Annotated in this window: 12 protein-coding genes; 2 read left to right on the forward strand and 10 right to left on the reverse strand. The window is 34.4% G+C overall.

Features of this window, described 5'->3' with window-relative positions; all coding sequences use genetic code 11:
• Positions 1-91 precede the first annotated feature (91 nt).
• The 3 genes from OLM51_RS18340 to OLM51_RS18350 all read right to left on the reverse strand — a co-directional run bounded on the left by OLM51_RS18340 (position 92) and on the right by OLM51_RS18350 (position 5,718).
• The gene (locus tag OLM51_RS18340; protein ID WP_264552038.1) at positions 92-2,863 is read right to left on the reverse strand and encodes a bifunctional aconitate hydratase 2/2-methylisocitrate dehydratase; all 2,772 of its coding nucleotides are present in this window, start codon (positions 2,861-2,863) and stop codon (positions 92-94) included.
• Positions 2,864-3,255: 392 nt separating this feature from the next.
• On the reverse strand, positions 3,256-4,209 hold the full coding sequence (locus OLM51_RS18345) for an AAA family ATPase (protein ID WP_264552039.1): 954 nt from the start codon (positions 4,207-4,209) through the stop codon (positions 3,256-3,258).
• Positions 4,210-4,287: 78 nt separating this feature from the next.
• A complete protein-coding gene (locus OLM51_RS18350; protein ID WP_264552040.1) occupies positions 4,288-5,718 on the reverse strand; it encodes a peptidylprolyl isomerase in 1,431 nt (476 codons plus the stop codon).
• Positions 5,719-6,255: 537 nt separating this feature from the next.
• Here OLM51_RS18350 and OLM51_RS18355 point away from each other — a divergent pair.
• Both OLM51_RS18355 and OLM51_RS18360 read left to right on the forward strand, forming a co-directional pair.
• The gene (locus OLM51_RS18355) at positions 6,256-7,689 is read left to right on the forward strand and encodes an alpha-amylase (protein ID WP_264552041.1); all 1,434 of its coding nucleotides are present in this window, start codon (positions 6,256-6,258) and stop codon (positions 7,687-7,689) included.
• 137 nt (positions 7,690-7,826) lie between these two features.
• The gene (locus OLM51_RS18360; protein WP_264552042.1) at positions 7,827-9,419 is read left to right on the forward strand and encodes a peptide chain release factor 3; all 1,593 of its coding nucleotides are present in this window, start codon (positions 7,827-7,829) and stop codon (positions 9,417-9,419) included.
• Positions 9,420-9,505: 86 nt separating this feature from the next.
• Here OLM51_RS18360 and OLM51_RS18365 read toward each other — a convergent pair whose 3' ends face one another.
• From OLM51_RS18365 to rplA, 7 genes are all read right to left on the reverse strand, one after another.
• Positions 9,506-10,243, reverse strand: a complete 738-nt coding sequence (locus OLM51_RS18365) for a hypothetical protein (protein ID WP_264552043.1) — start codon at positions 10,241-10,243, stop codon at positions 9,506-9,508.
• A 330-nt stretch (positions 10,244-10,573) separates the two neighbouring features.
• Positions 10,574-10,885 (reverse strand): DUF3467 domain-containing protein, encoded by a 312-nt coding sequence (locus OLM51_RS18370; protein WP_012024017.1) that lies wholly within the window; start codon positions 10,883-10,885, stop codon positions 10,574-10,576.
• Positions 10,886-10,895: 10 nt separating this feature from the next.
• A complete protein-coding gene (gene rpoC, locus OLM51_RS18375) occupies positions 10,896-15,203 on the reverse strand; it encodes a DNA-directed RNA polymerase subunit beta' (RefSeq protein WP_264552044.1) in 4,308 nt (1,435 codons plus the stop codon).
• Positions 15,204-15,461: 258 nt separating this feature from the next.
• Complete coding sequence (rpoB, locus tag OLM51_RS18380) at positions 15,462-19,274, reverse strand: DNA-directed RNA polymerase subunit beta (protein ID WP_264552045.1); 3,813 nt, start codon at positions 19,272-19,274, stop codon at positions 15,462-15,464.
• 266 nt (positions 19,275-19,540) lie between these two features.
• Complete coding sequence (gene rplL / locus OLM51_RS18385) at positions 19,541-19,912, reverse strand: 50S ribosomal protein L7/L12 (protein WP_007807437.1); 372 nt, start codon at positions 19,910-19,912, stop codon at positions 19,541-19,543.
• A gap of 89 nt (positions 19,913-20,001) precedes the next feature.
• Complete coding sequence (gene rplJ, locus OLM51_RS18390; protein WP_213254224.1) at positions 20,002-20,505, reverse strand: 50S ribosomal protein L10; 504 nt, start codon at positions 20,503-20,505, stop codon at positions 20,002-20,004.
• Positions 20,506-20,527: 22 nt separating this feature from the next.
• Positions 20,528-21,217 (reverse strand): 50S ribosomal protein L1, encoded by a 690-nt coding sequence (rplA, locus tag OLM51_RS18395; RefSeq protein ID WP_035619180.1) that lies wholly within the window; start codon positions 21,215-21,217, stop codon positions 20,528-20,530.
• Between the last annotated feature and the right edge of the window lie 12 nt (positions 21,218-21,229).

Here is a 21,229-nt window from a genome sequence, read left to right on the forward strand (position 1 = left end):
CACCACAAGTTACAAAAAAATAAAGCTACTATTACAAAAAAAGCCCGAGTTTTATGGCTCGGGCTTTTTAAATATGACAAAAAATTATGTATTACATAACCAACTGTTTGTGAGAAGGCGCAAACTTAGTTAAGTTGATACCATCTACAGCAGCAGTATATTCATCGATTGTTGGGGTTCTACCCAAAATTGTAGATAAAACTACAACCGGAGTAGATGAAAGCAATGATTCTCCTTTTTTACCTTCAGAATCTTCTACAACTCTACCTTGGAAAAGACGAGTTGAAGTTGCCATTACAGTATCTCCTTTAGCCGCTTTTTCCTGGTTACCCATACAAAGATTACAACCTGGACGCTCTAAATATAACATGTTTTCGTATTCAGTACGTGCCGCACCTTTAGGAGCATCATCATTGAATTCAAAACCAGAGTATTTTTGCAATACTTCCCAGTCACCTTCAGCTTTAAGTTCGTCTACGATATTATATGTAGGAGGCGCTACCACAAGCGGTGCCAAGAATTCTACTTTACCTTTTTGCTCTTCGATGTTTTTAAGCATTTGAGCTAAAATTTTCATATCTCCTTTATGAACCATACAAGATCCAATAAATCCAAGATCAACTTTTTTCACACCACCATAGAAAGATAATGGTCTGATAGTATCGTGAGTATATCGTTTAGAAACATCAACGTTATTTACATCTGGATCAGCAATCATTGGCTCAGAAATCAGATCCAAATCAACCACAACTTCAGCGTAATATTTAGCGTTTGCATCCGGAGTTAAAGCTGGTTTCTCAGCAGATTTAATTTCTGCAATTCTCTTATCCGCTTTATTGATCAATCCTTGAAGAACACGTTTTTCGTTATCCATACCTTTGTCGATCATGATCTGGATTCTTCCTTTTGCAATTTCCAATGATTCAATCAAAGTATCATCTTCAGAAATACAGATAGAAGCTTTTGCTTTCATCTCTGCAGTCCAATCTGTAAATGTAAAGGCCTGATCCGCAGTTAATGTTCCAATGTGAACCTCAATAATTCTTCCTTGGAATACATTTTCTCCTCCAAATTGATGAAGCATTTGTGCTTGAGTAGCATGAACCACATCACGGAAATCCATATACCCTTTCATATCTCCTTTGAAAGTAACTTTTACAGATTCCGGAATTGGCATTGAAGCCTCACCAGTTGCCAATGCAAGAGCTACAGTTCCAGAGTCAGCACCAAAAGCAACACCTTTTGACATTCTTGTATGAGAGTCACCACCAATAATGATAGCCCACTCATCAATAGTAATATCGTTAAGTACTTTATGGATAACGTCTGTCATTGCATGATAAACACCTTTTGGGTCACGAGCTGTGATCAAACCAAAATCGTTCATGAATTTCATCAATTTAGGAATATTAGCCTGAGCTTTTTTATCCCAAACCGAAGCAGTGTGACAACCTGATTGGTATGCACCATCAACGATTGGCGAAATTACTGTTGCAGCCATAGACTCTAATTCCTGAGCAGTCATAAGACCTGTAGTATCTTGCGAACCTACGATATTAACTTCTACACGAACATCAGAACCAGCATGTAATACTTTACCTGGCGCAATACCAACAGCATTTTTATTGAAGATTTTTTCTACTGCAGTAAGACCTTGTCCTTCATGAGAAATTTCTTTTGATGGAGCAAATACAAGAGGAGCTTCAACATCTAAAACTTTTGCAGCTAACGTTTGTAATTTTTTACCAAACACGATAGCATATGAACCACCAGCTTTAATGAACTCTAATTTCTGAGGAGTAAAAGCCTTAGAAATATCAATTAATTCTTTATCACCGTTATATAGTTTTTTCTCTTTAATACTGATTGTAAGAACCGTACCTGTTTCAACAGAATAGGTTTGCTCTAATATTGGTTCGTCGTTTTCATTACGAACAACGTTACCTTCTGAATCTGTTTTTTTAACCCAGTTTTTAAGATCTAATCCAATACCACCTGTAACATCTACAGTTGTTAGGAAAATTGGAGAAATTCCATTTGTTCCTGCAACGATTGGAGCAATATTAACGAACGGAATATATGGGCTTGCTTGTTTACCTGTCCAAAGTGCCACGTTATTTACACCTGACATTCTTGACGAACCTACTCCCATAGTTCCTTTCTCAGCAATTAACATTACACTTTTATCAGGATGTTGCGCCTGAAGTGCTCTAATTTCTTGCTGTGCCTGAGGAGTAATCATACATTGGCCATGAAGTTCACGGTCTGAACGTGAGTGAGCCTGGTTACCCGGAGAAAGTAAATCTGTTGAAATATCACCTTCACCAGCTATAAAAGTAACGACTTTAACTTCATCAGCTACTTCTGGAAGTTTTGTAAAAAACTCAGCCTGAGCGTAACTTTCAAGGATTTCTTTTGCAACTGCATTATTATTTTTGAATGCTTCTATTAAACGATCAGTATCTGCTTCGTAAAGGAAAACTTGTGTTTTAAGCACTTTTGCAGCTTCTTTTGCAATAGCAGCGTCATTACCTAAAGCTAAATCCAACAACACTTCAATAGAAGGTCCACCTTTCATGTGAGATAATAATTCAAATGCAAAAGCTGGCGTAATTTCTTTTACAACAGCCTGACCAAGAATAATCTCCTTTAAAAATTTTGCTTTTTCACCAGCAGCACTTGTAGTTCCCGGTAAAGTATTGTAAATAAAAAACTTAAGAGAATCCTCTCGATATTCGTTATCTAAATCTTTAATTTGTTTAATAATTTCGCTTAATAATTCAGCGCTATCAATTGGTTTTGGGTGAAGTCCCAGATTTTTTCGTTCTTCAATCTCTTGGATATAATCCTGATAAATATTCATATTAAGGCAGATTTATTTTTTTTACGCAAATTTAAGCATTAATGCCGATAATTAAAAATAATATAATAGAAGTCGTGTTTTCAAAAATTATTATTGCTAAAAAACGATTTTCACTGTTAGTTTTTGTTAAAACCTCAATTTTGAATTAAAAAAATGAATTTTTGACATTTTAAAATCCTTTCTTTAGCAAAGTCGAAATTCAACACTAAGAAAGAAGTGCGATTTTACTTCAATTTTCTCAAAGAATTGTTCTAAATAAGGAATTATAACGTTATAGTTGCGGTTTTTATATCGTTTTAATACTATTCACCGATTTAAATTTAGCAATACATTAAGCGCAAAAAATCCTGACAATAAATTGCCAGGATTTTTTTTATAAATTGTCTTTAAATCTACATCAACTTCTGAATAATAACTTCTTCGGTTATTCCTTCAGCATCTGCTTTATAATTTTTAATAATTCTGTGGCGTAAAATTCCAGTTGCAACTGCTTTTACATCTTCAATATCTGGTGAAAATTTACCATTAAAAGCTGCGTGCGCTTTTGCTGCCAAAATCAAATTTTGAGAAGCTCTTGGTCCCGCTCCCCAATCCAGATAATTTTTCACAAAATCATTTGCTAAACGATTATCAGGACGAGTTTTACTCACTAAAGTCACTGCGTATTCAATTACATTATCTGCAACAGGAATTCTACGTATCAAATGTTGGAAATCGATAATTTCCTGCGCTGAAAACAATGGATTAATTGTTGTTTTAACATCAGATGTTGTGCGTTTTACCACCTGCACTTCCTCTTCAAATGTTGGATATTCTAGCTTTATAGCAAACATAAAACGGTCTAATTGTGCTTCCGGTAACGGATAGGTTCCTTCCTGCTCAATTGGATTTTGAGTCGCCAATACAAAATATGGCAAATCTAATTTGTAATTCTGTCCAGCAATAGTAACAGAACGCTCCTGCATTGCTTCAAGCAAAGCTGCCTGTGTTTTTGGTGGTGTTCTGTTAATCTCATCAGCCAAAATTATATTAGAAAAAATCGGTCCTTTAATAAATTTAAAATGTCTGTTTTCATCCAGAATTTCACTTCCTAAAATATCAGAAGGCATTAAATCTGGTGTAAACTGAATTCTTTTAAAATCTAAACCTAAAGCTTGTGATAAAGTATTTATCATTAATGTTTTTGCCAAACCGGGAACTCCGATTAATAAGGCGTGTCCTCCTGAAAATATACACAGTAAAATTTGATCTACGACTGCATCCTGGCCTACAATGATTTTTGCTATTTCTGATTTTAATTCGTTTCGTTTTTGAACTAAATTATGAATTGCTGCTACGTCAGACATTTAAGTATGTTTTTTAAATTAAAAAGAGTTAGCTCTATGAATTCATAAAACTAACTCTTTTTCTTTATTTAATAAAAATTATTTTTTTAACCAGTTGTTTGTAAAAGTACAATCTCTGTATTCGCCAATAATTTTGATGTAAGTATCTTTAATTTTAGTATCAAACCATTTTGCAATTGCGTTGATTTGTTTTTCTTTCAATGCAAGTTCTTTAATTTTTGTATAATCCTTTGCATAATCAGCAACGTGTTCGTCAATTCTGTTGGTAACTGTAATTAACTTATATGTTTTTTTACCTTTATCATCTACATTTAAAAGCGGTTGGGAAATTTCGGTATCTTTTAAATTTGAAACCTGACCATATAAAGTCGGATCCATTTTTGTCAGCTCAAAACGAGTATCCTGAGTATTAGGATTTACTAAAGTTCCTCCGTTTGCTTTTGTCTCTTTTTCATCAGATTCTGTTCTGGCTGCATCTGCAAAAGAAATTTCTTTATTGATTATCTTATTTCTAATATTGGTAATTCTTTCTTTAGCTTCTTTTAACGCTGCTTCAGAAACAGTTGGCGAAATTAGAATGTGACGCAATTCAACTTCTTGTCCTTTAATTTTATCTATCATAATAATATGATATCCATAAATTGTTTCAAAAGGCTGAGAAATTTCACCTTCCTGTAAACTAAAAGCAACATCTTTAAACTCTTTCAGAAAAGGGGTTTTTCTGGTCATTTTATAATAACCTCCATTTGAAGAAGATCCCGGATCCTGTGAATATAAAACTGCTTTTGTTGCAAAACTTGAACCGTCTAAAACATCTTGTCTTATAGCATTCAGTCTGTCTATAACCTTTTGTTTATCTTCTTTAGAAACTTTAGGCTCCACTACAATCTGGGCTACTTCCATCTCTGCTCCAAAAGTAGGCAATTCGTCTTTTGGTATCTTTTTAAAGAAATTACGAACCTCCTCTGGTGTAATCTCTACTCCATCAACAATTTTTTTCTGCATTTCTCCAGCCAGCTTTTGCTCTTTCAGGATATCAGCAAAATAGGTTTTAAATTCTTCAACAGAACTTTTTTTATAATATTCTACCACTTTATTAATGTCTCCAACCTGTTTAATCATATAGTTCAAACGGTCTTCCATCATACCTCTAACTTCGGCATCACTTACAATAATACTATCCTGAATCGCCTGATGTGCATATAATTTATCTTCCAAAAGCTTACCCAGCATCTGGCATCTAGTGATATCTTTAATACTACCACCCTGAGCCGAAATTTCTAAAAACCCTTTATCAATATCTGAGTCTAAAACAATATAATCTCCAACTGTAGCAATAATACCGTCAACTTTTTGCTTTTTGCCAGAAGGAACTTCCGCTGGTTTTTGAGCTACAACATCCGGAATAATTTCCTGAGCCGAAACAAGTGAGCTGAAAAAAAGTAAAAAACACATTGTCAATGCTAACTTGAAATCAATTGTTTTTAGCTGTAATTTTTTTAATAACATTATTTTAAATTTAATTTGAATGTAAGATCTTGCTTAAGAAATTCTTATTTAAACTAAAATCTTTCTATTCCTTATTTTAAGGATTATCTCCAAAACAGTAAAGAATTAAGACCTAGTTCTTTTTAACTTATAACGAACAAAAATAACAATTCAATTACATAATACAACTATCAGCTATACTATTAACAAAAAATTATATGGACAGTGTTTTAATTTTTTAAAATGAATCGATTTCCAGACGATTAATTCCATTAAATTCTTTAAAATACGAATACTAAAATCCTTTTATTAAATCTTTTACTTGTGCAAGTATAAAACTACAAACTGCTAATTTGCAACTGAATAAAAATAAGTTTTCAACACTACAACGTTTTCGTGATATAAATATTTTCTTATAAAAAGCAATCAAATCAAAAAACACATACTTTAGATGCGTAATTATTAATTTATAGCGTCTAAAATTAAGAATATCAATCGTTATAGACGAAAAAATTAAATAATTACAAGCTTTATTACTTAATCTTAACCAAATCTATTATGAAAAAAACACAAGTAAGATTTCTGTACATTGGTATGATTGCGGCACTTTTAAGCTCGTGTTCACAAAATGAAACATCAGAAACAGATTCAAAAGCTGAAAGTCAGAAATTCGAAATTATTAATGTTACACATCACGACGGAAAACCTTTTAGTACAGGAACTTCATCTACCGGAAAATATGTTGATAATCCTGGTGGAGGTGTTATGATGCAGGCCTTTTACTGGGATGTTCCTGCAGGAGGAACCTGGTGGAATACTGTAAGCAGCAAAGTTACGGCCTGGTCCAATGCAGGAATTGGCTCTATTTGGCTACCACCTGCCTCAAAAGCACAAAACGGAGCATTTTCTATGGGATATGATCCAACAGATTATTTTGATTTTGGTGATTACAATCAAAACGGAAGTATCGAAACCAGATTTGGTTCAAAAACAGAACTGGTTAGTTTAATTACTAATGCACATACTGAAAACATGAAGGTATATGCTGATATTGTAATTAATCATAACAGCGGAGGCCAATCAGAAGCGAATCCTTTTACAGGTACCAATACCTGGACTAATTTTACAGGAGTTGCTTCGGGTAAATTTCCTCGTAACTATAATGATTTTTACAAAAATAGTTTCGGAAATAATGACGAAGGTGCTTTTGGAGGATTTCCAGATCTATGTCATGCAGCATCAAATGTACAAAACTGGCTATGGCTGAGAACTGACGGAGTTGGTAAATATTATAAAAATACCATGAAATTTGATGGCTGGAGATTTGATTATGTAAAAGGATTTGGTGCATGGGTTGTAAACTCATGGAATGCTAATGTAGGTGGATTTTCGGTTGGAGAATTATGGGATTCAAATGTAAATGTATTAAATGATTGGGCCAACAACGCTAATAGCTCTGTTTTCGATTTTGCCTGTTATTACAAAATGAATGATGCTTTTGATGGAAACAATCTAGCACTGTTAAATGATGACATGATGTGGAAAAGAAACCCATATAAGGCGGTAACTTTTGTAACTAATCATGATACAGATGAAATTTGGAGCAAAATGCTGGCCTATTCATACATTTTAACTCACGAAGGATATCCAACCATTTTCTACAGAGATTATGAAGAATGGCTGGATAAAGCCAAATTAAATAATCTTATCTGGATTCATAACAACAAAGCAACAGGTACAACTTCTATTCTGTATTCAGATAATGACGAATATGTGGCAAGAAGAAATGGTTACAACGGAAATCCTGGATTAGTGGTTTACATCAATAATTCTGATGCCTGGCAGGAAAGATGGATTCAAACCAATTGGGCCAATACTCAAATTAAAGACTTTACAGGAAATTCAACTTGGTATCCAACAACTCAGGCAGATAAATGGGTAAAAATACAATGCCCTCCAAAAGGGTATTCGGTGTGGTCAATTAATCAGTAATTTAAAATGACTATTATGGGCTGTTGTTAAACAGCCCATTTTTTTTTCTTCAAAAAAGAAAGAGTTCCAATTTATGAACTGAATATTTTTATTAAGCCGTAATTAAATAGTACTTTTGCAACCTATTTATACGAAATATGAGCTTTTTAAAAGAAATACAACGCAGAAGAACATTCGGAATTATATCACATCCCGATGCTGGTAAAACAACTTTAACTGAAAAATTACTATTATTTGGAGGTGCAATTCAGGAAGCGGGAGCTGTAAAAAATAATAAAATTAAAAAAGGAGCAACAAGTGACTTTATGGAAATCGAACGCCAAAGAGGTATTTCGGTTTCTACATCTGTTCTTGCTTTTAATTATAAAGACAAAAAGATCAACATTCTGGATACACCAGGACACAAGGATTTTGCAGAAGACACCTTTAGAACTTTAACTGCTGTTGACAGTGTTATTGTTGTGATTGACGTTGCTAAAGGGGTTGAAGAGCAAACCGAAAAACTGGTTGCAGTTTGTAGAATGCGTAATATTCCGATGATTGTTTTCATCAACAAATTAGACCGTGAAGGTAAAGACGCTTTTGACTTGATGGATGAAGTGGAACAAAAACTGGGCTTAAAAGTTACACCTTTAAGTTTCCCTATCGGAATGGGTTATGATTTTCAGGGAATTTATAATTTATGGGAAGAAAACATTAATCTTTTTAGTGGAGATAGCCGTAAAAACATCGAAGAAACAATCGCTTTTTCTGATGTTCAAAACAATCCTGAACTAGATAAAATTGTTGGTCAAAAAGCAGCAGAAAAACTGCGTGAAGAATTAGAATTAATTGATGAAGTATATCCAAAATTTGAACGTCAGGATTATTTAGACGGAAAAATTCAACCTGTATTTTTTGGTTCAGCTTTAAACAACTTTGGAGTTCGTGAGCTTTTAGATTGTTTCGTTACAATTGCTCCATCTCCTCGTCCAAAAGATTCTGAGACACGTTTAGTAGATCCTACAGAAGAAAAAATGAGTGGATTTGTGTTTAAAATCCATGCCAATATGGATCCAAAACACAGAGATCGTCTTGCCTTTATAAAAATTGTTTCAGGAACTTTTGAAAGAAACAAGCCTTATTATCACGTTCGCCAGAAGAAGAATTTAAAATTCTCAAGTCCGAATGCCTTTTTCGCAGAAAAGAAAGAAATCGTAGACATTTCGTATCCTGGAGATATTGTAGGTTTACATGATACGGGAAACTTCAAAATTGGGGATACTTTAACTGAAGGTGAAGTAATGAGCTTCAAAGGAATTCCAAGTTTCTCTCCGGAACACTTTAGATACATCAATAATGCCGATCCGATGAAAGCTAAGCAATTAGACAAAGGTGTCGATCAGTTAATGGATGAAGGTGTTGCGCAGTTATTTACACTTGAAATGAATAACCGTAAAGTTATCGGAACTGTAGGTGCTCTTCAATATGAAGTAATTCAATATCGTTTAGAGCATGAGTATGGAGCAAAATGTACCTATGAAAACTTCCCGGTTCATAAAGCTTGTTGGGTAAAACCGGACGATGCTAAAAATGAAGAATTTAAAGAGTTTAAGCGCATTAAGCAAAAATTCTTAGCACATGATAAATATGGTCAATTGGTATTTCTTGCCGATTCTGATTTTACTATTCAAATGACTCAAAGTAAATATCCAACTGTGAAGTTATTCTTTACTTCAGAATTTGATTAATATTTTTCTTGAAGAAAAAACACAAAAGGCTGTCAATATTATTTAGACAGCCTTTTTTATTTACATTCCCCAATATGTAAATTTGATTATTGTCCTGTATAATTAATTCCTAATCCACCGGCAATATAAATTTTAGTGAGTTCTTCTGAAGCAATAATGATATTTTGCTGCAACACATTTCCCTTAACTGATTTTATGTTAAAAGGAATTTCTTTAGCAAGATAATAGTCATTTCCACTTATCGTAATCATAAGTATTTTACTGTCTTTTGAAACTTCTGTTGTTATAGAAAATTCTCCAGTTTTGGGATTTACTTTTACTGCATTTCCTGAATTATTAATAGACAGCATTAAATTAGAATATGTTTCTCCTCCAAATGGTCTATTAGACTTCTCTTCAATTAATTTCCCTTTTATTGTTATCAAAACCTCTTTATTTACCGTTTGATTATGAGCTACTTTACCTAATCTATACATAATAGGTGCTACGTAAGATTCTTCAGTTTTAACGGGTTCTTTTTCCTGCGCAGTAATGTTTGAAGCCAGTAAAACAGATGCCGCAACCGCTGCATATTTAAGATTATGTATTCTAGAGGTTTCATTATATTGAAATTCTTGTTCTAACTGCGTTACTTTTAGTCGTGCACAAATATTTTTATCCTTCGTTTCTGCAATGAACGTAGCAACTTCAGAATTTGTTTTTTTACTCAAATCAATTACATTTTTCATACAAGAACCACAAAATGAACCGTTTGAATTCGGAATCATTTTATCAAAATTTTCAGAACAAGGGCTTGCTATTTCTAAGGTGAATTTCTTCTTCATAATATACTTTTTAAAATTAAAATCTTTCAAAATGATTCTTAATTCTATAGAGTATACTTTTGATAAAAAGGTTGGGAACAAATTATATTTTATTTCTAAATTCAATTATATAAAAAAAGCGCTAACTTATCATTAGCGCTTTTTATATTTGAATTAATTCCAACCTCATTGTCTTTACATTCCAAAAAATTGTCCTTTCTAATTAGGAATCACTAAAATATAGAAATCTGGACTAAGAATGAAATTTAGTCGATAAACGGAAGGGTAAATCGGATAAACTACATTTAAATGCTTTTCATAAAAAAAGCCCCATTACTGGGGCTTTAAAATTTATGCTTGTCCCGCAGGACCAAAATTAAGCGGTATAGGTGCTTGTTCCGTTTCTTTGATTTCGCCATGAGCGGCTTCAAATCTATGGATATTTTCACCAATTGCTCTCAATAATCTTTTAGCATGTTGTGGTGTCAAAACAATTCTTGACTTTACCTTGGCTTTAGGAATACCTGGCATAATGCTCACAAAATCTAAAACAAACTCTGATGATGAGTGATTTATAATTGCAAGATTAGAATAAATTCCCTCTGCAATTGTTTCATCTAACTCAATATTAATTTGCTCTTGCTGTTGTTTCGGATTACTCATAGTTTCCTAATTAATAAATATATTCTTCTTTATTAGCCATCATTTCATTGTAATCATCTTTAGATCCTACGATTGTATTATCGTATTCTCTCATACCAGTTCCTGCAGGAATTCTGTGTCCAACAATTACATTTTCTTTTAATCCTTCTAAATCATCTACTTTACCAGCTACAGCAGCTTCGTTAAGTACTTTTGTTGTCTCCTGGAAAGAAGCAGCAGAAATGAATGATTTAGTTTGTAACGAAGCTCTTGTAATACCTTGTAAAACTGGCGTTGCAGTTGCAGTAATTACATCTCTTGCTACAACAAGATTTTTATCATTTCGTTTCAATAATGAATTCTCATCACGTAATTCACGAGGAGAAATTATCTGACCTGGTTTCAATACTGAAGAATCTCCAGCATCTTCAACTACTTTCATACCGTATAATTTATCGTTTTGAACGATGAAATCTTTAGTGTGAATTAATTGATCCTCTAAGAATAAAGTATCACCTGGATCCTGAACTCTTACTTTACGCATCATTTGACGAATAACTACCTCAAAGTGCTTGTCATTAATTTTTACCCCTTGTAAACGGTAAACCTCTTGAATTTCATTTACCAAGTACTGTTGAACAGCAGCCGGACCTTGAATTCTCAAGATGTCATCTGGTGTAATTGCACCATCAGACAATGGAACTCCCGCTCTTACGAAGTCATTTTCTTGTACTAAGATTTGGCTAGAAAGTTTAACTAAATACTTTTTAATTTCACCAAATTTAGATTCGATAACGATCTCACGGTTACCTCTTTTGATTTTTCCGAAAGATACAACACCATCAATTTCAGATACAACTGCTGGGTTTGAAGGGTTACGAGCCTCTAAAAGCTCAGTAATTCTTGGTAAACCTCCCGTGATATCGCCTGCTTTAGAAGAACGACGTGGGATTTTTACTAATACTTTACCTGCTTTAATTTTCTCACCATTTTCAACCATTAAGTGTGCACCTACTGGTAAGTTGTAAGAACGAATCAATTCACCTTCTTTACCATAAACTAATAAAGTTGGGATTAATTTCTTGTTTCTAGCCTCAGAAATTACTTTTTCCTGGAAACCAGTCTGCTCATCGATCTCCACCATGAATGATTGTCCTTGCTCTAAATCCTCGTAAGCAATCTTACCAGTAAACTCAGAAACAATTACACCATTATATGGATCCCACTTACAGATTACAGTTCCTTTTGCCACAGCTTCACCATCTTTAACAAAGATACTAGAACCGTAAGGAATGTTATGTGTATTTAAGACGATTCCAGTTTTCTCATCAACTAATTTTAATTCAGTTGAACGTGATACTACGATATCTACTGCATTACCTTCGCTGTCTTCACCTTTAACAGTTTTTAAATCTTCAATCTCAAGTCTACCAGCAAATCTTGTAACAATACTAGACTCTTCAGAGATACCTCCGGCAACCCCTCCAACGTGGAACGTACGAAGTGTTAACTGTGTACCTGGCTCTCCAATAGACTGAGCTGCAATAACTCCGACAGCTTCACCTCTTTGTGTCATTTTTCCGGTAGCTAAATTTCTACCGTAACATTTCGCACAAATACCTTTTAAAGCTTCACAAGTTAATGGAGATCTAACCTCTACTTTTTCAATTGGAGAAGCTTCGATAGTTCTCATAATTGCTTCAGTAATTTGTTGTCCAGATTGAACTAGAACTTCATTAGTAAGAGGATTAATAACATCTTGCAATGCAACACGTCCTAAAATTCTTTCTCCTAAAGATTCAACAATTTCCTCATTTTTCTTCAAAGCAGCAACTTCAACACCTCTTAAAGTTCCACAATCTTCGATGTTAACAATAACATCTTGAGAAACGTCATGAAGCCTTCTTGTCAAGTAACCAGCATCGGCCGTTTTAAGAGCCGTATCCGCAAGACCTTTACGAGCACCGTGAGTCGAAATAAAGTACTCAAGGATCGAAAGACCTTCCTTAAAGTTAGAAAGAATCGGGTTTTCAATAATCTCACCACCACCAGCAGTAGATTTTTTAGGCTTAGCCATCAAACCACGCATACCAGTTAACTGACGAATCTGTTCCTTAGAACCCCTCGCCCCAGAGTCAAGCATCATATATACAGAGTTGAAACCTTGTTGGTCTTCTCTAATATTTTTCATTGCTAATTCTGTTAACTGCGCATTTGCTGAAGTCCATACGTCAATAACTTGGTTGTAACGCTCGTTATTTGTGATAAGACCCATGTTATAGTTAGTTGAGATACCTTCAACTTGCTCTCTGGCATCTGCAATTAACTTAGTTTTTTGTTCTGGAATTCTAATATCACCTAAAGAGAATGATAAACCTCCTCTAAATGCGAATTTATAACCCATATCTTTCATATTATCCAAGAAAGCTGCCGTTGTAGGTACATCAGTCACACTTAAAATGTGTCCAATAATATCTCTAAGGTTTTTCTTAGTCAATACGTCATTGATATATCCAGCTGCTTCAGGTACTACTTCGTTAAATAATACACGTCCTGCAGTTGTTTGAATAATTTTGTACACTAATTCTCCAGCGTCATTAAAATCTTTAGCTCTAATTTTTACACGAGCATTCAATTCTAATCTTCCTTCGTTTAATGCAATATTTACTTCTTCAGCAGAATAGAAAGTCAAATCCTGACCTAAAATAATGTGATCTTCTGTAGAAATACGTTCTTTGGTCATATAGTATAGACCCAAGACCATATCCTGAGAAGGTACAGTAATTGGAGCACCATTTGCAGGGTTAAGAATATTGTGAGAAGCCAACATTAATAATTGTGCCTCTAAAATAGCCTCTGGTCCTAATGGTAAGTGAACTGCCATCTGATCCCCATCGAAATCGGCGTTGAATGCCGTACATACTAATGGGTGTAACTGGATCGCTTTTCCTTCAATTAATTTTGGCTGGAATGCCTGGATACCAAGTCTGTGCAAAGTAGGAGCACGGTTAAGTAATACCGGGTGACCTTTAATTACATTTTCAAGGATATCCCAAACTACAGGCTCTTTTTTGTCAATTATTTTCTTAGCAGATTTTACTGTTTTTACAATACCTCTTTCAATCAATTTACGGATAACGAAAGGTTTGTATAACTCAGATGCCATATCTTTTGGCAATCCACATTCGAATAATTTTAATTCAGGACCAACAACAATTACCGAACGAGCAGAATAATCCACACGTTTTCCAAGTAAGTTTTGACGGAAACGTCCTTGCTTACCTTTTAAGGAATCAGATAATGATTTTAGTGGTCTGTTTGATTCTGTTTTAACAGCAGAAGCTTTACGAGTGTTATCAAATAATGAATCTACAGATTCCTGTAACATACGTTTTTCGTTTCTTAAGATAACTTCAGGAGCTTTAATCTCCATTAATCTTTTCAAACGGTTGTTACGGATGATTACACGACGGTATAAGTCATTTAAATCTGAAGTTGCAAAACGACCTCCATCAAGTGGCACAAGCGGACGTAATTCCGGTGGGATAACAGGAACCACTTTCATAATCATCCACTCAGGACGATTTTCACGGTTTAAGTTAGACTCACGGAAAGACTCAACAACTTGTAATCTTTTTAAAGCTTCAGTTTTACGTTGTTTAGATGTTTCATTATTAGCACTGTGTCTCAATTGGTAAGACAACTCATCTAAGTCGATACGAGCTAATAAATCCATAATACACTCTGCTCCCATTTTGGCAACAAATTTATTAGGATCTAAATCATCTAAATATTGATTTTCTTGCGGAAGAGTATCTAAAATATTCAAATATTCTTCTTCAGTTAAGAAATCTAATCTTTGTAAAGATTCTCCATCTGCATTTTTAGCAATACCAGCCTGAATTACTACGTATCTTTCGTAGTAAATGATCATATCTAATTTCTTAGATGGAAGACCAAGGATATAACCAATTTTGTTTGGAAGAGAACGGAAATACCAAATGTGAGCGATTGGCACAACAAGGTTGATGTGTCCTACTCTGTCACGACGTACTTTTTTCTCAGTAACTTCAACACCACAACGGTCGCAAATGATACCTTTGTAACGAATTCTTTTATACTTACCACAAGCACATTCGAAATCTTTTACTGGTCCGAAGATTCTTTCGCAGAAAAGTCCGTCACGCTCTGGTTTGTGAGTTCTATAGTTAATTGTTTCCGGCTTTAAAACCTCTCCTCTTGATTCTTTCAGGATAGATTCTGGTGAAGCCAATCCAATAGAGATTTTGTTAAATCTTTTTACTGGATTCTTATCTTTATTGTTTCTGTTATTCATCATAGTTTTTACTATTGATTTATTTGCAATTAAAAAATTGATTTTAGATTTATAATCTACTCTTTAAATAAAAAGAGTTAATCATTCAGCTACTACCTCGGATTACTTCTCAAAACTTCAAAATTAAATTTGAAGTGCTAGTTATAAAATGCCTTGCATTGTTATAAAAAATCGGAACGGGTTACGGGTATAAATCCTTAAAAACTTATATAAATGAGTAATCAGTCCCATTAAAAAATGAGACTGATTACAAAACTTTTATTATTCTTCCAAACGAAGATCTAATCCTAGACCTTTCAATTCGTGCATTAATACATTGAATGATTCTGGTAAACCTGGTTCTGGCATAGTTTCACCCTTAACGATAGCTTCGTAAGTTTTAGCTCTACCAATAACGTCATCAGACTTAACAGTTAAGATTTCACGTAAAGTACTAGAAGCTCCATAAGCCTCAAGTGCCCAAACCTCCATCTCTCCAAAACGCTGACCTCCAAATTGAGCTTTACCTCCAAGTGGTTGTTGCGTAATCAATGAGTATGGTCCGATAGAACGTGCGTGCATCTTATCATCAACCATGTGTCCTAATTTAAGCATATAAATTACACCCACAGTTGCTTTTTGTGCAAAACGCTCTCCAGTTCCACCATCATAAAGATATGTATGTCCGAAACGTGGTACGTTAGCCTCATCAGTCAAAGCATTGATTTCGTCAAGAGAAGCACCGTCAAAAATTGGAGTAGCAAATTTTCTACCCAAGTTCATACCAGCCCATCCAAGAACAGTCTCATAAATCTGACCAATGTTCATACGTGAAGGTACCCCAAGTGGATTCAATACGATATCTACCGGTGTTCCATCTTCTAAGAAAGGCATATCTTCATGACGAACGATTCTTGCAACAATACCTTTGTTACCGTGACGTCCTGCCATTTTATCACCAACTTTTAACTTACGTTTTTTAGCGATATAGATTTTAGCCAATTTCAAGATTCCAGATGGTAATTCATCCCCAACTGTAATAGTGAATTTCTCTCTTCTTAAAGCTCCCTGTAAGTCGTTCAGCTTAATTTTATAGTTATGAATTAAATCATTAACCATTTTATTTGTAGCGTCATCAGCAACCCATTGACCTTTGCTTAAGTGAGCAAAATCTTCTACTGCGTAAAGCATTTTTTGAGTATACTTTTTACCTTTTGGTAAAACTTCTTCACCCAAATCATTCATTACACCTTGAGATGTTTTTCCGTTAACGATCAGGAATAATTTCTCAACCAATCTGTCTTTTAATTCAACAAATTTAGTTTCGAATTCCATTTCTAAAGCGCCTAAAGCATCTTTATCCTGAGTACGTTTACGTTTATCTTTCACGGCTCTTGCAAATAATTTTTTGTCAAGAACTACACCATGTAAAGATGGAGAAGCTTTTAATGAAGCATCTTTTACATCACCTGCTTTATCCCCGAAGATTGCACGAAGCAATTTCTCCTCTGGAGTAGGATCTGATTCTCCTTTTGGTGTAATTTTTCCGATCAAAATGTCGCCAGGTTTAACCTCTGCTCCAATTCTAATCATACCGTTTTCATCTAAATCTTTAGTAGCTTCTTCAGAAACGTTAGGAATATCGTTTGTTAACTCTTCGTTTCCTAACTTAGTATCTCTAACCTCTAATGAATAATCATCAACGTGGATAGAAGTAAAAATATCATCACGAACTACTTTTTCAGAAATTACAATCGCATCCTCGAAGTTATACCCTTTCCATGGCATGAACGCAACTTTTAAGTTTCTACCTAAAGCTAATTCTCCATTTTGAGTAGCATATCCTTCAGACAATACTTGTCCAGGAATAACTCTGTCACCTTTTCTTACGATAGGTTTCAGGTTAATACTTGTACCTTGATTGGTTTTTCTAAATTTAATAAGGTTGTATGTTTTCTCATCAGCATCAAAACTAACCATTCTTTCGTCTTCTGTACGATCGTATTTAATAGTAATGATATTTGCATCAACATATTCAACAGTTCCATGCCCTTCAGCATTGATTAATACTCTTGAATCTGAAGCTACCTGACGCTCTAAACCTGTACCTACAATTGGTGCTTCAGGACGGATCAAAGGAACTGCCTGACGCATCATGTTTGATCCCATCAACGCACGGTTCGCATCATCATGCTCCAAGAAAGGAATCAAAGATGCAGAAATCGATGCAATCTGGTTAGGAGCAACGTCTGTATAATGAACTACAGAAGGTTCAACAACCGGGAAGTCACCTTCCTCACGAGCAATAACATTGCTAGCTGTAATTTTACCTGTAGCATCCATTTCAATGTTTGCCTGAGCAATCATTTTACCTTCTTCTTCTTCAGCACTTAAGTAAACTGGAGTACTTTCTAAATCAACTACACCATTAGTTACTTTACGGTATGGAGTTTCGATGAATCCCATTCCGTTTACTTTTGCATAAACACCAAGAGATGAAATCAAACCAATGTTTGGTCCCTCAGGAGTTTCAATCGGACATAAACGACCATAGTGAGTATAGTGAACGTCACGAACCTCGAAACCAGCTCTCTCTCTCGAAAGTCCACCTGGTCCAAGTGCAGAAAGTCTTCTTTTGTGCGTAATCTCAGCTAATGGATTCGTTTGATCCATAAATTGAGATAACTGGTTAGTTCCAAAGAAAGAGTTGATAACTGATGATAATGTTTTAGCATTGATCAAATCAATTGGTGTAAACACCTCGTTATCTCTAACGTTCATTCTCTCACGAATAGTTCTAGCCATACGTGCTAAACCAACACCGAATTGCTGAGACAATTGTTCACCAACTGTTCTAACACGACGGTTTGATAAGTGATCAATATCATCAATCTCTGCTTTAGAGTTGATCAATTCGATCAAATATTTTACAATGGTAATGATATCTTCTTTGGTAAGCACTTGCTTATCCATAGGGATATCTAAGGCCAATTTTTTGTTCATTCTATAACGACCAACTTCACCTAAGTTGTAACGTTGATCAGAGAAGAATAATTTATCTATAATACCACGAGCAGTTTCCTCATCAGGCGGTTCAGCGTTACGCAACTGACGGTAAATGTGCTCTACAGCTTCTTTTTCAGAGTTTGTTGGATCTTTTTGTAACGTGTTGTGGATAATAGCATAATCTGCTTGATTGTTATCCTCTTTATGTAACAAGATAGATTTAACGTTAGAATCAATGATCTCTTCAACATTATCTTTGTCGATAATAGTATCACGATCAAGGATGATTTCGTTACGTTCGATAGAAACTACCTCTCCAGTATCCTCATCTACGAAATCCTCGTGCCATGTGTTCAATACACGCGCAGCAAGTCTTCTTCCAATATATTTCTTAATACCAGTTTTAGAAACTTTAATTTCTTCAGCTAAGTCGAAAATTTCAAGGATATCCTTATCTCTTTCGAAACCGATAGCACGGAATAAAGTTGTAACAGGTAATTTTTTCTTTCTATCGATATAAGCGTACATAACGCTGTTGATATCTGTAGAAAATTCTATCCAAGAACCTTTAAAAGGAATTACTCTGGCAGAATAAAGTTTAGTTCCATTTGCGTGGAATGATTGTCCAAAGAAAACCCCTGGAGAACGGTGTAATTGAGATACTACAACACGTTCGGCACCATTGATTACAAAAGTACCACTTGGAGTCATGTAAGGTATTGTTCCAAGATAAACATCTTGCACAATAGTTTCAAAATCTTCGTGTTCTGGATCTGTACAGTATAGTTTCAACCTAGCTTTTAAAGGTACACTATAAGTAAGACCTCTCTCTATACATTCTTGAATTGTATAACGCGGCGGATCAACAAAATAATCTAGGAATTCCAATACAAAGTTATTTCTTGTATCTGTAATTGGGAAATTTTCCATGAAGGTATTGTATAACCCTTCGTTGCCTCTTTCGTCAGATTTCGTTTCTAATTGGAAGAAATCTTTAAAAGATTTAACCTGAACATCCAAGAAATCCGGATAGTCAGGAATATTTTTTGTAGAGGCAAAATTCAATCTTTCAGTCTGATTTGTTATCATCAATGGACAAAATTTTGATTAAAAAAAAGTAATTTTTTTGTGTAAAAACACACTGCTTAGTTTATACTTTCTTTTTAAAATCAATACATCTTTAAAAATAAACCGATAAAATTTAGTTCAATTTTCTTTCTTCGTATTGATCAAAAACTTTTTCGTATTTTAAACTATTTGATAATAAAATTTAATGGATTTTATTATACGAAAAATGGTTTAGGCCTTTGAGTGTTAACTCAGGACCTAAACCTAGTTCTTAAAACCGAGTTGAATTATTTTAATTCAACTACAGCTCCAGCTTCTTCTAATGATTTTTTAAGACCTTCAGCCTCTTCTTTAGAAACACCTTCTTTAACGTTGCTTGGAGCTCCGTCAACTACATCTTTAGCTTCTTTCAAACCTAAACCTGTAAGTTCTTTAACTAATTTTACAACTGCTAATTTAGAAGCACCAGCTTCTTTTAATACAACTGTAAATTCAGTTTGTGCTTCTTCAGCAGCACCTTCTCCACCACCAGCAGCAACTACTACAGCTGCAGCAGCAGGCTCGATACCATACTCGTCTTTTAATATTGTTGCTAATTCGTTAACTTCTTTAACTGTTAAGTTAACTAATTGTTCTGCGAATTGTTTCAAATCTGCCATTTTTTCTATCGTTTAAAATGATTTGTAAAATTATATTTTGTTTATTGTGCGCTATTTAAGCTGCAAGGAAAAACTCCTTACAATAATTATTAAGCTTCAGCTTCTTCTTCGCTACCAGCGAATTTGTTTTGCAAAGCAGAAATAATTCTTTGAGCTGGAGATTGTAATAATCCAATAAGTTCTCCAAGAAGCTCTTCTTTAGATTTAATAGTTGCTAACGCATCTAATTGATTATCTCCAATATAGATTTCATTGTTAATGAAAGCACCTTTTAAAACTGGTTTATCAGATTTCTTACGGAAATCTTTAATAATTTTTCCAGGAGCATTAGCTACATCAGAAATGAATATAGCACTATTACCAGTCAAAACTGAAGGTAAATCACCATAATCAGTAGAAGAAGCTTCCATTGCTTTTGCAAGCAAAGTGTTCTTTACAACTTCTAATTTGATACCTGCTTTAAAACAAGCTCTACGTAAGTTTGAAGTCGTTTCTGCGTTTAATCCAGAAATATCCGATACATAAATAATATTTGTACCAGCTAACTGCGCAGTTAAATTTTCAATCGCGATTGATTTTTCTTCTCTAGTCATACTAAAAATTTTTAACTACCAATTATACTGCTTTTGGATCCAATGCAATAGCTGGACTCATAGTGCTAGTTAAGTGAATACCTTTAATGTAAGTACCTTTAGCAGCAGTTGGTTTAAGTTTTATTAATGTTTGAATAATTTCGTGTGCGTTGTCAACAATTTGCTCAGCTCCAAAAGAAACTTTACCAATTCCTGCGTGAACGATACCAGTTTTATCAACTTTAAAGTCAATTTTACCAGCTTTAACCTCTTGAACAGCTTTTGCAACATCCATAGTTACAGTACCTGTTTTAGGGTTTGGCATTAAACCTCTAGGTCCTAAAATACGACCTAATGGACCTAATTTACCCATAACAGCCGGCATAGTGATGATTACATCAACATCTGTCCAACCATCTTTAATCTTTTGTAAATAGTCATCAAGACCTACATAGTCTGCACCAGCTTCTTTAGCTTCCGCTTCTTTATCTGGAGTAACTAATGCTAATACTTTAACATCTTTACCTGTTCCGTGAGGTAATGTAACCACACCTCTAACCATTTGATTCGCTTTTCTTGGATCTACACCCAAACGAACTGCGATATCAACAGACTCATCAAATTTTGCTGAAGCAACAACTTTCAATAATGCCGCAGCATCTTTTAGAGAGTATAATTTGTTCTTTTCAATTTTTGAAGCAGCCTCTTTTTGCTTTTTTGTTAATTTTGCCATGTCTTTTTCTTA

Origin of the sequence: Flavobacterium sp. N2038, from assembly GCF_025947185.1 — a bacterium.
Classification (GTDB): domain Bacteria; phylum Bacteroidota; class Bacteroidia; order Flavobacteriales; family Flavobacteriaceae; genus Flavobacterium.

Coding starts and splice junctions, on each gene's coding strand:
- OLM51_RS18340 (WP_264552038.1), bottom strand. CDS start 2,863: ATGAATATTTATCAGGATTATATCCAAGAGATTGAAGAACGAAAAAAT.
- OLM51_RS18365 (WP_264552043.1), bottom strand. CDS start 10,243: ATGAAGAAGAAATTCACCTTAGAAATAGCAAGCCCTTGTTCTGAAAAT.
- rpoC (WP_264552044.1), bottom strand. CDS start 15,203: ATGATGAATAACAGAAACAATAAAGATAAGAATCCAGTAAAAAGATTT.
- OLM51_RS18345 (WP_264552039.1), bottom strand. CDS start 4,209: ATGTCTGACGTAGCAGCAATTCATAATTTAGTTCAAAAACGAAACGAA.
- rplL (WP_007807437.1), bottom strand. CDS start 19,912: ATGGCAGATTTGAAACAATTCGCAGAACAATTAGTTAACTTAACAGTT.
- rplA (WP_035619180.1), bottom strand. CDS start 21,217: ATGGCAAAATTAACAAAAAAGCAAAAAGAGGCTGCTTCAAAAATTGAA.
- OLM51_RS18355 (WP_264552041.1), top strand. CDS start 6,256: ATGAAAAAAACACAAGTAAGATTTCTGTACATTGGTATGATTGCGGCA.
- rplJ (WP_213254224.1), bottom strand. CDS start 20,505: ATGACTAGAGAAGAAAAATCAATCGCGATTGAAAATTTAACTGCGCAG.
- rpoB (WP_264552045.1), bottom strand. CDS start 19,274: ATGATAACAAATCAGACTGAAAGATTGAATTTTGCCTCTACAAAAAAT.
- OLM51_RS18370 (WP_012024017.1), bottom strand. CDS start 10,885: ATGAGTAATCCGAAACAACAGCAAGAGCAAATTAATATTGAGTTAGAT.
- OLM51_RS18350 (WP_264552040.1), bottom strand. CDS start 5,718: ATGTTATTAAAAAAATTACAGCTAAAAACAATTGATTTCAAGTTAGCA.
- OLM51_RS18360 (WP_264552042.1), top strand. CDS start 7,827: ATGAGCTTTTTAAAAGAAATACAACGCAGAAGAACATTCGGAATTATA.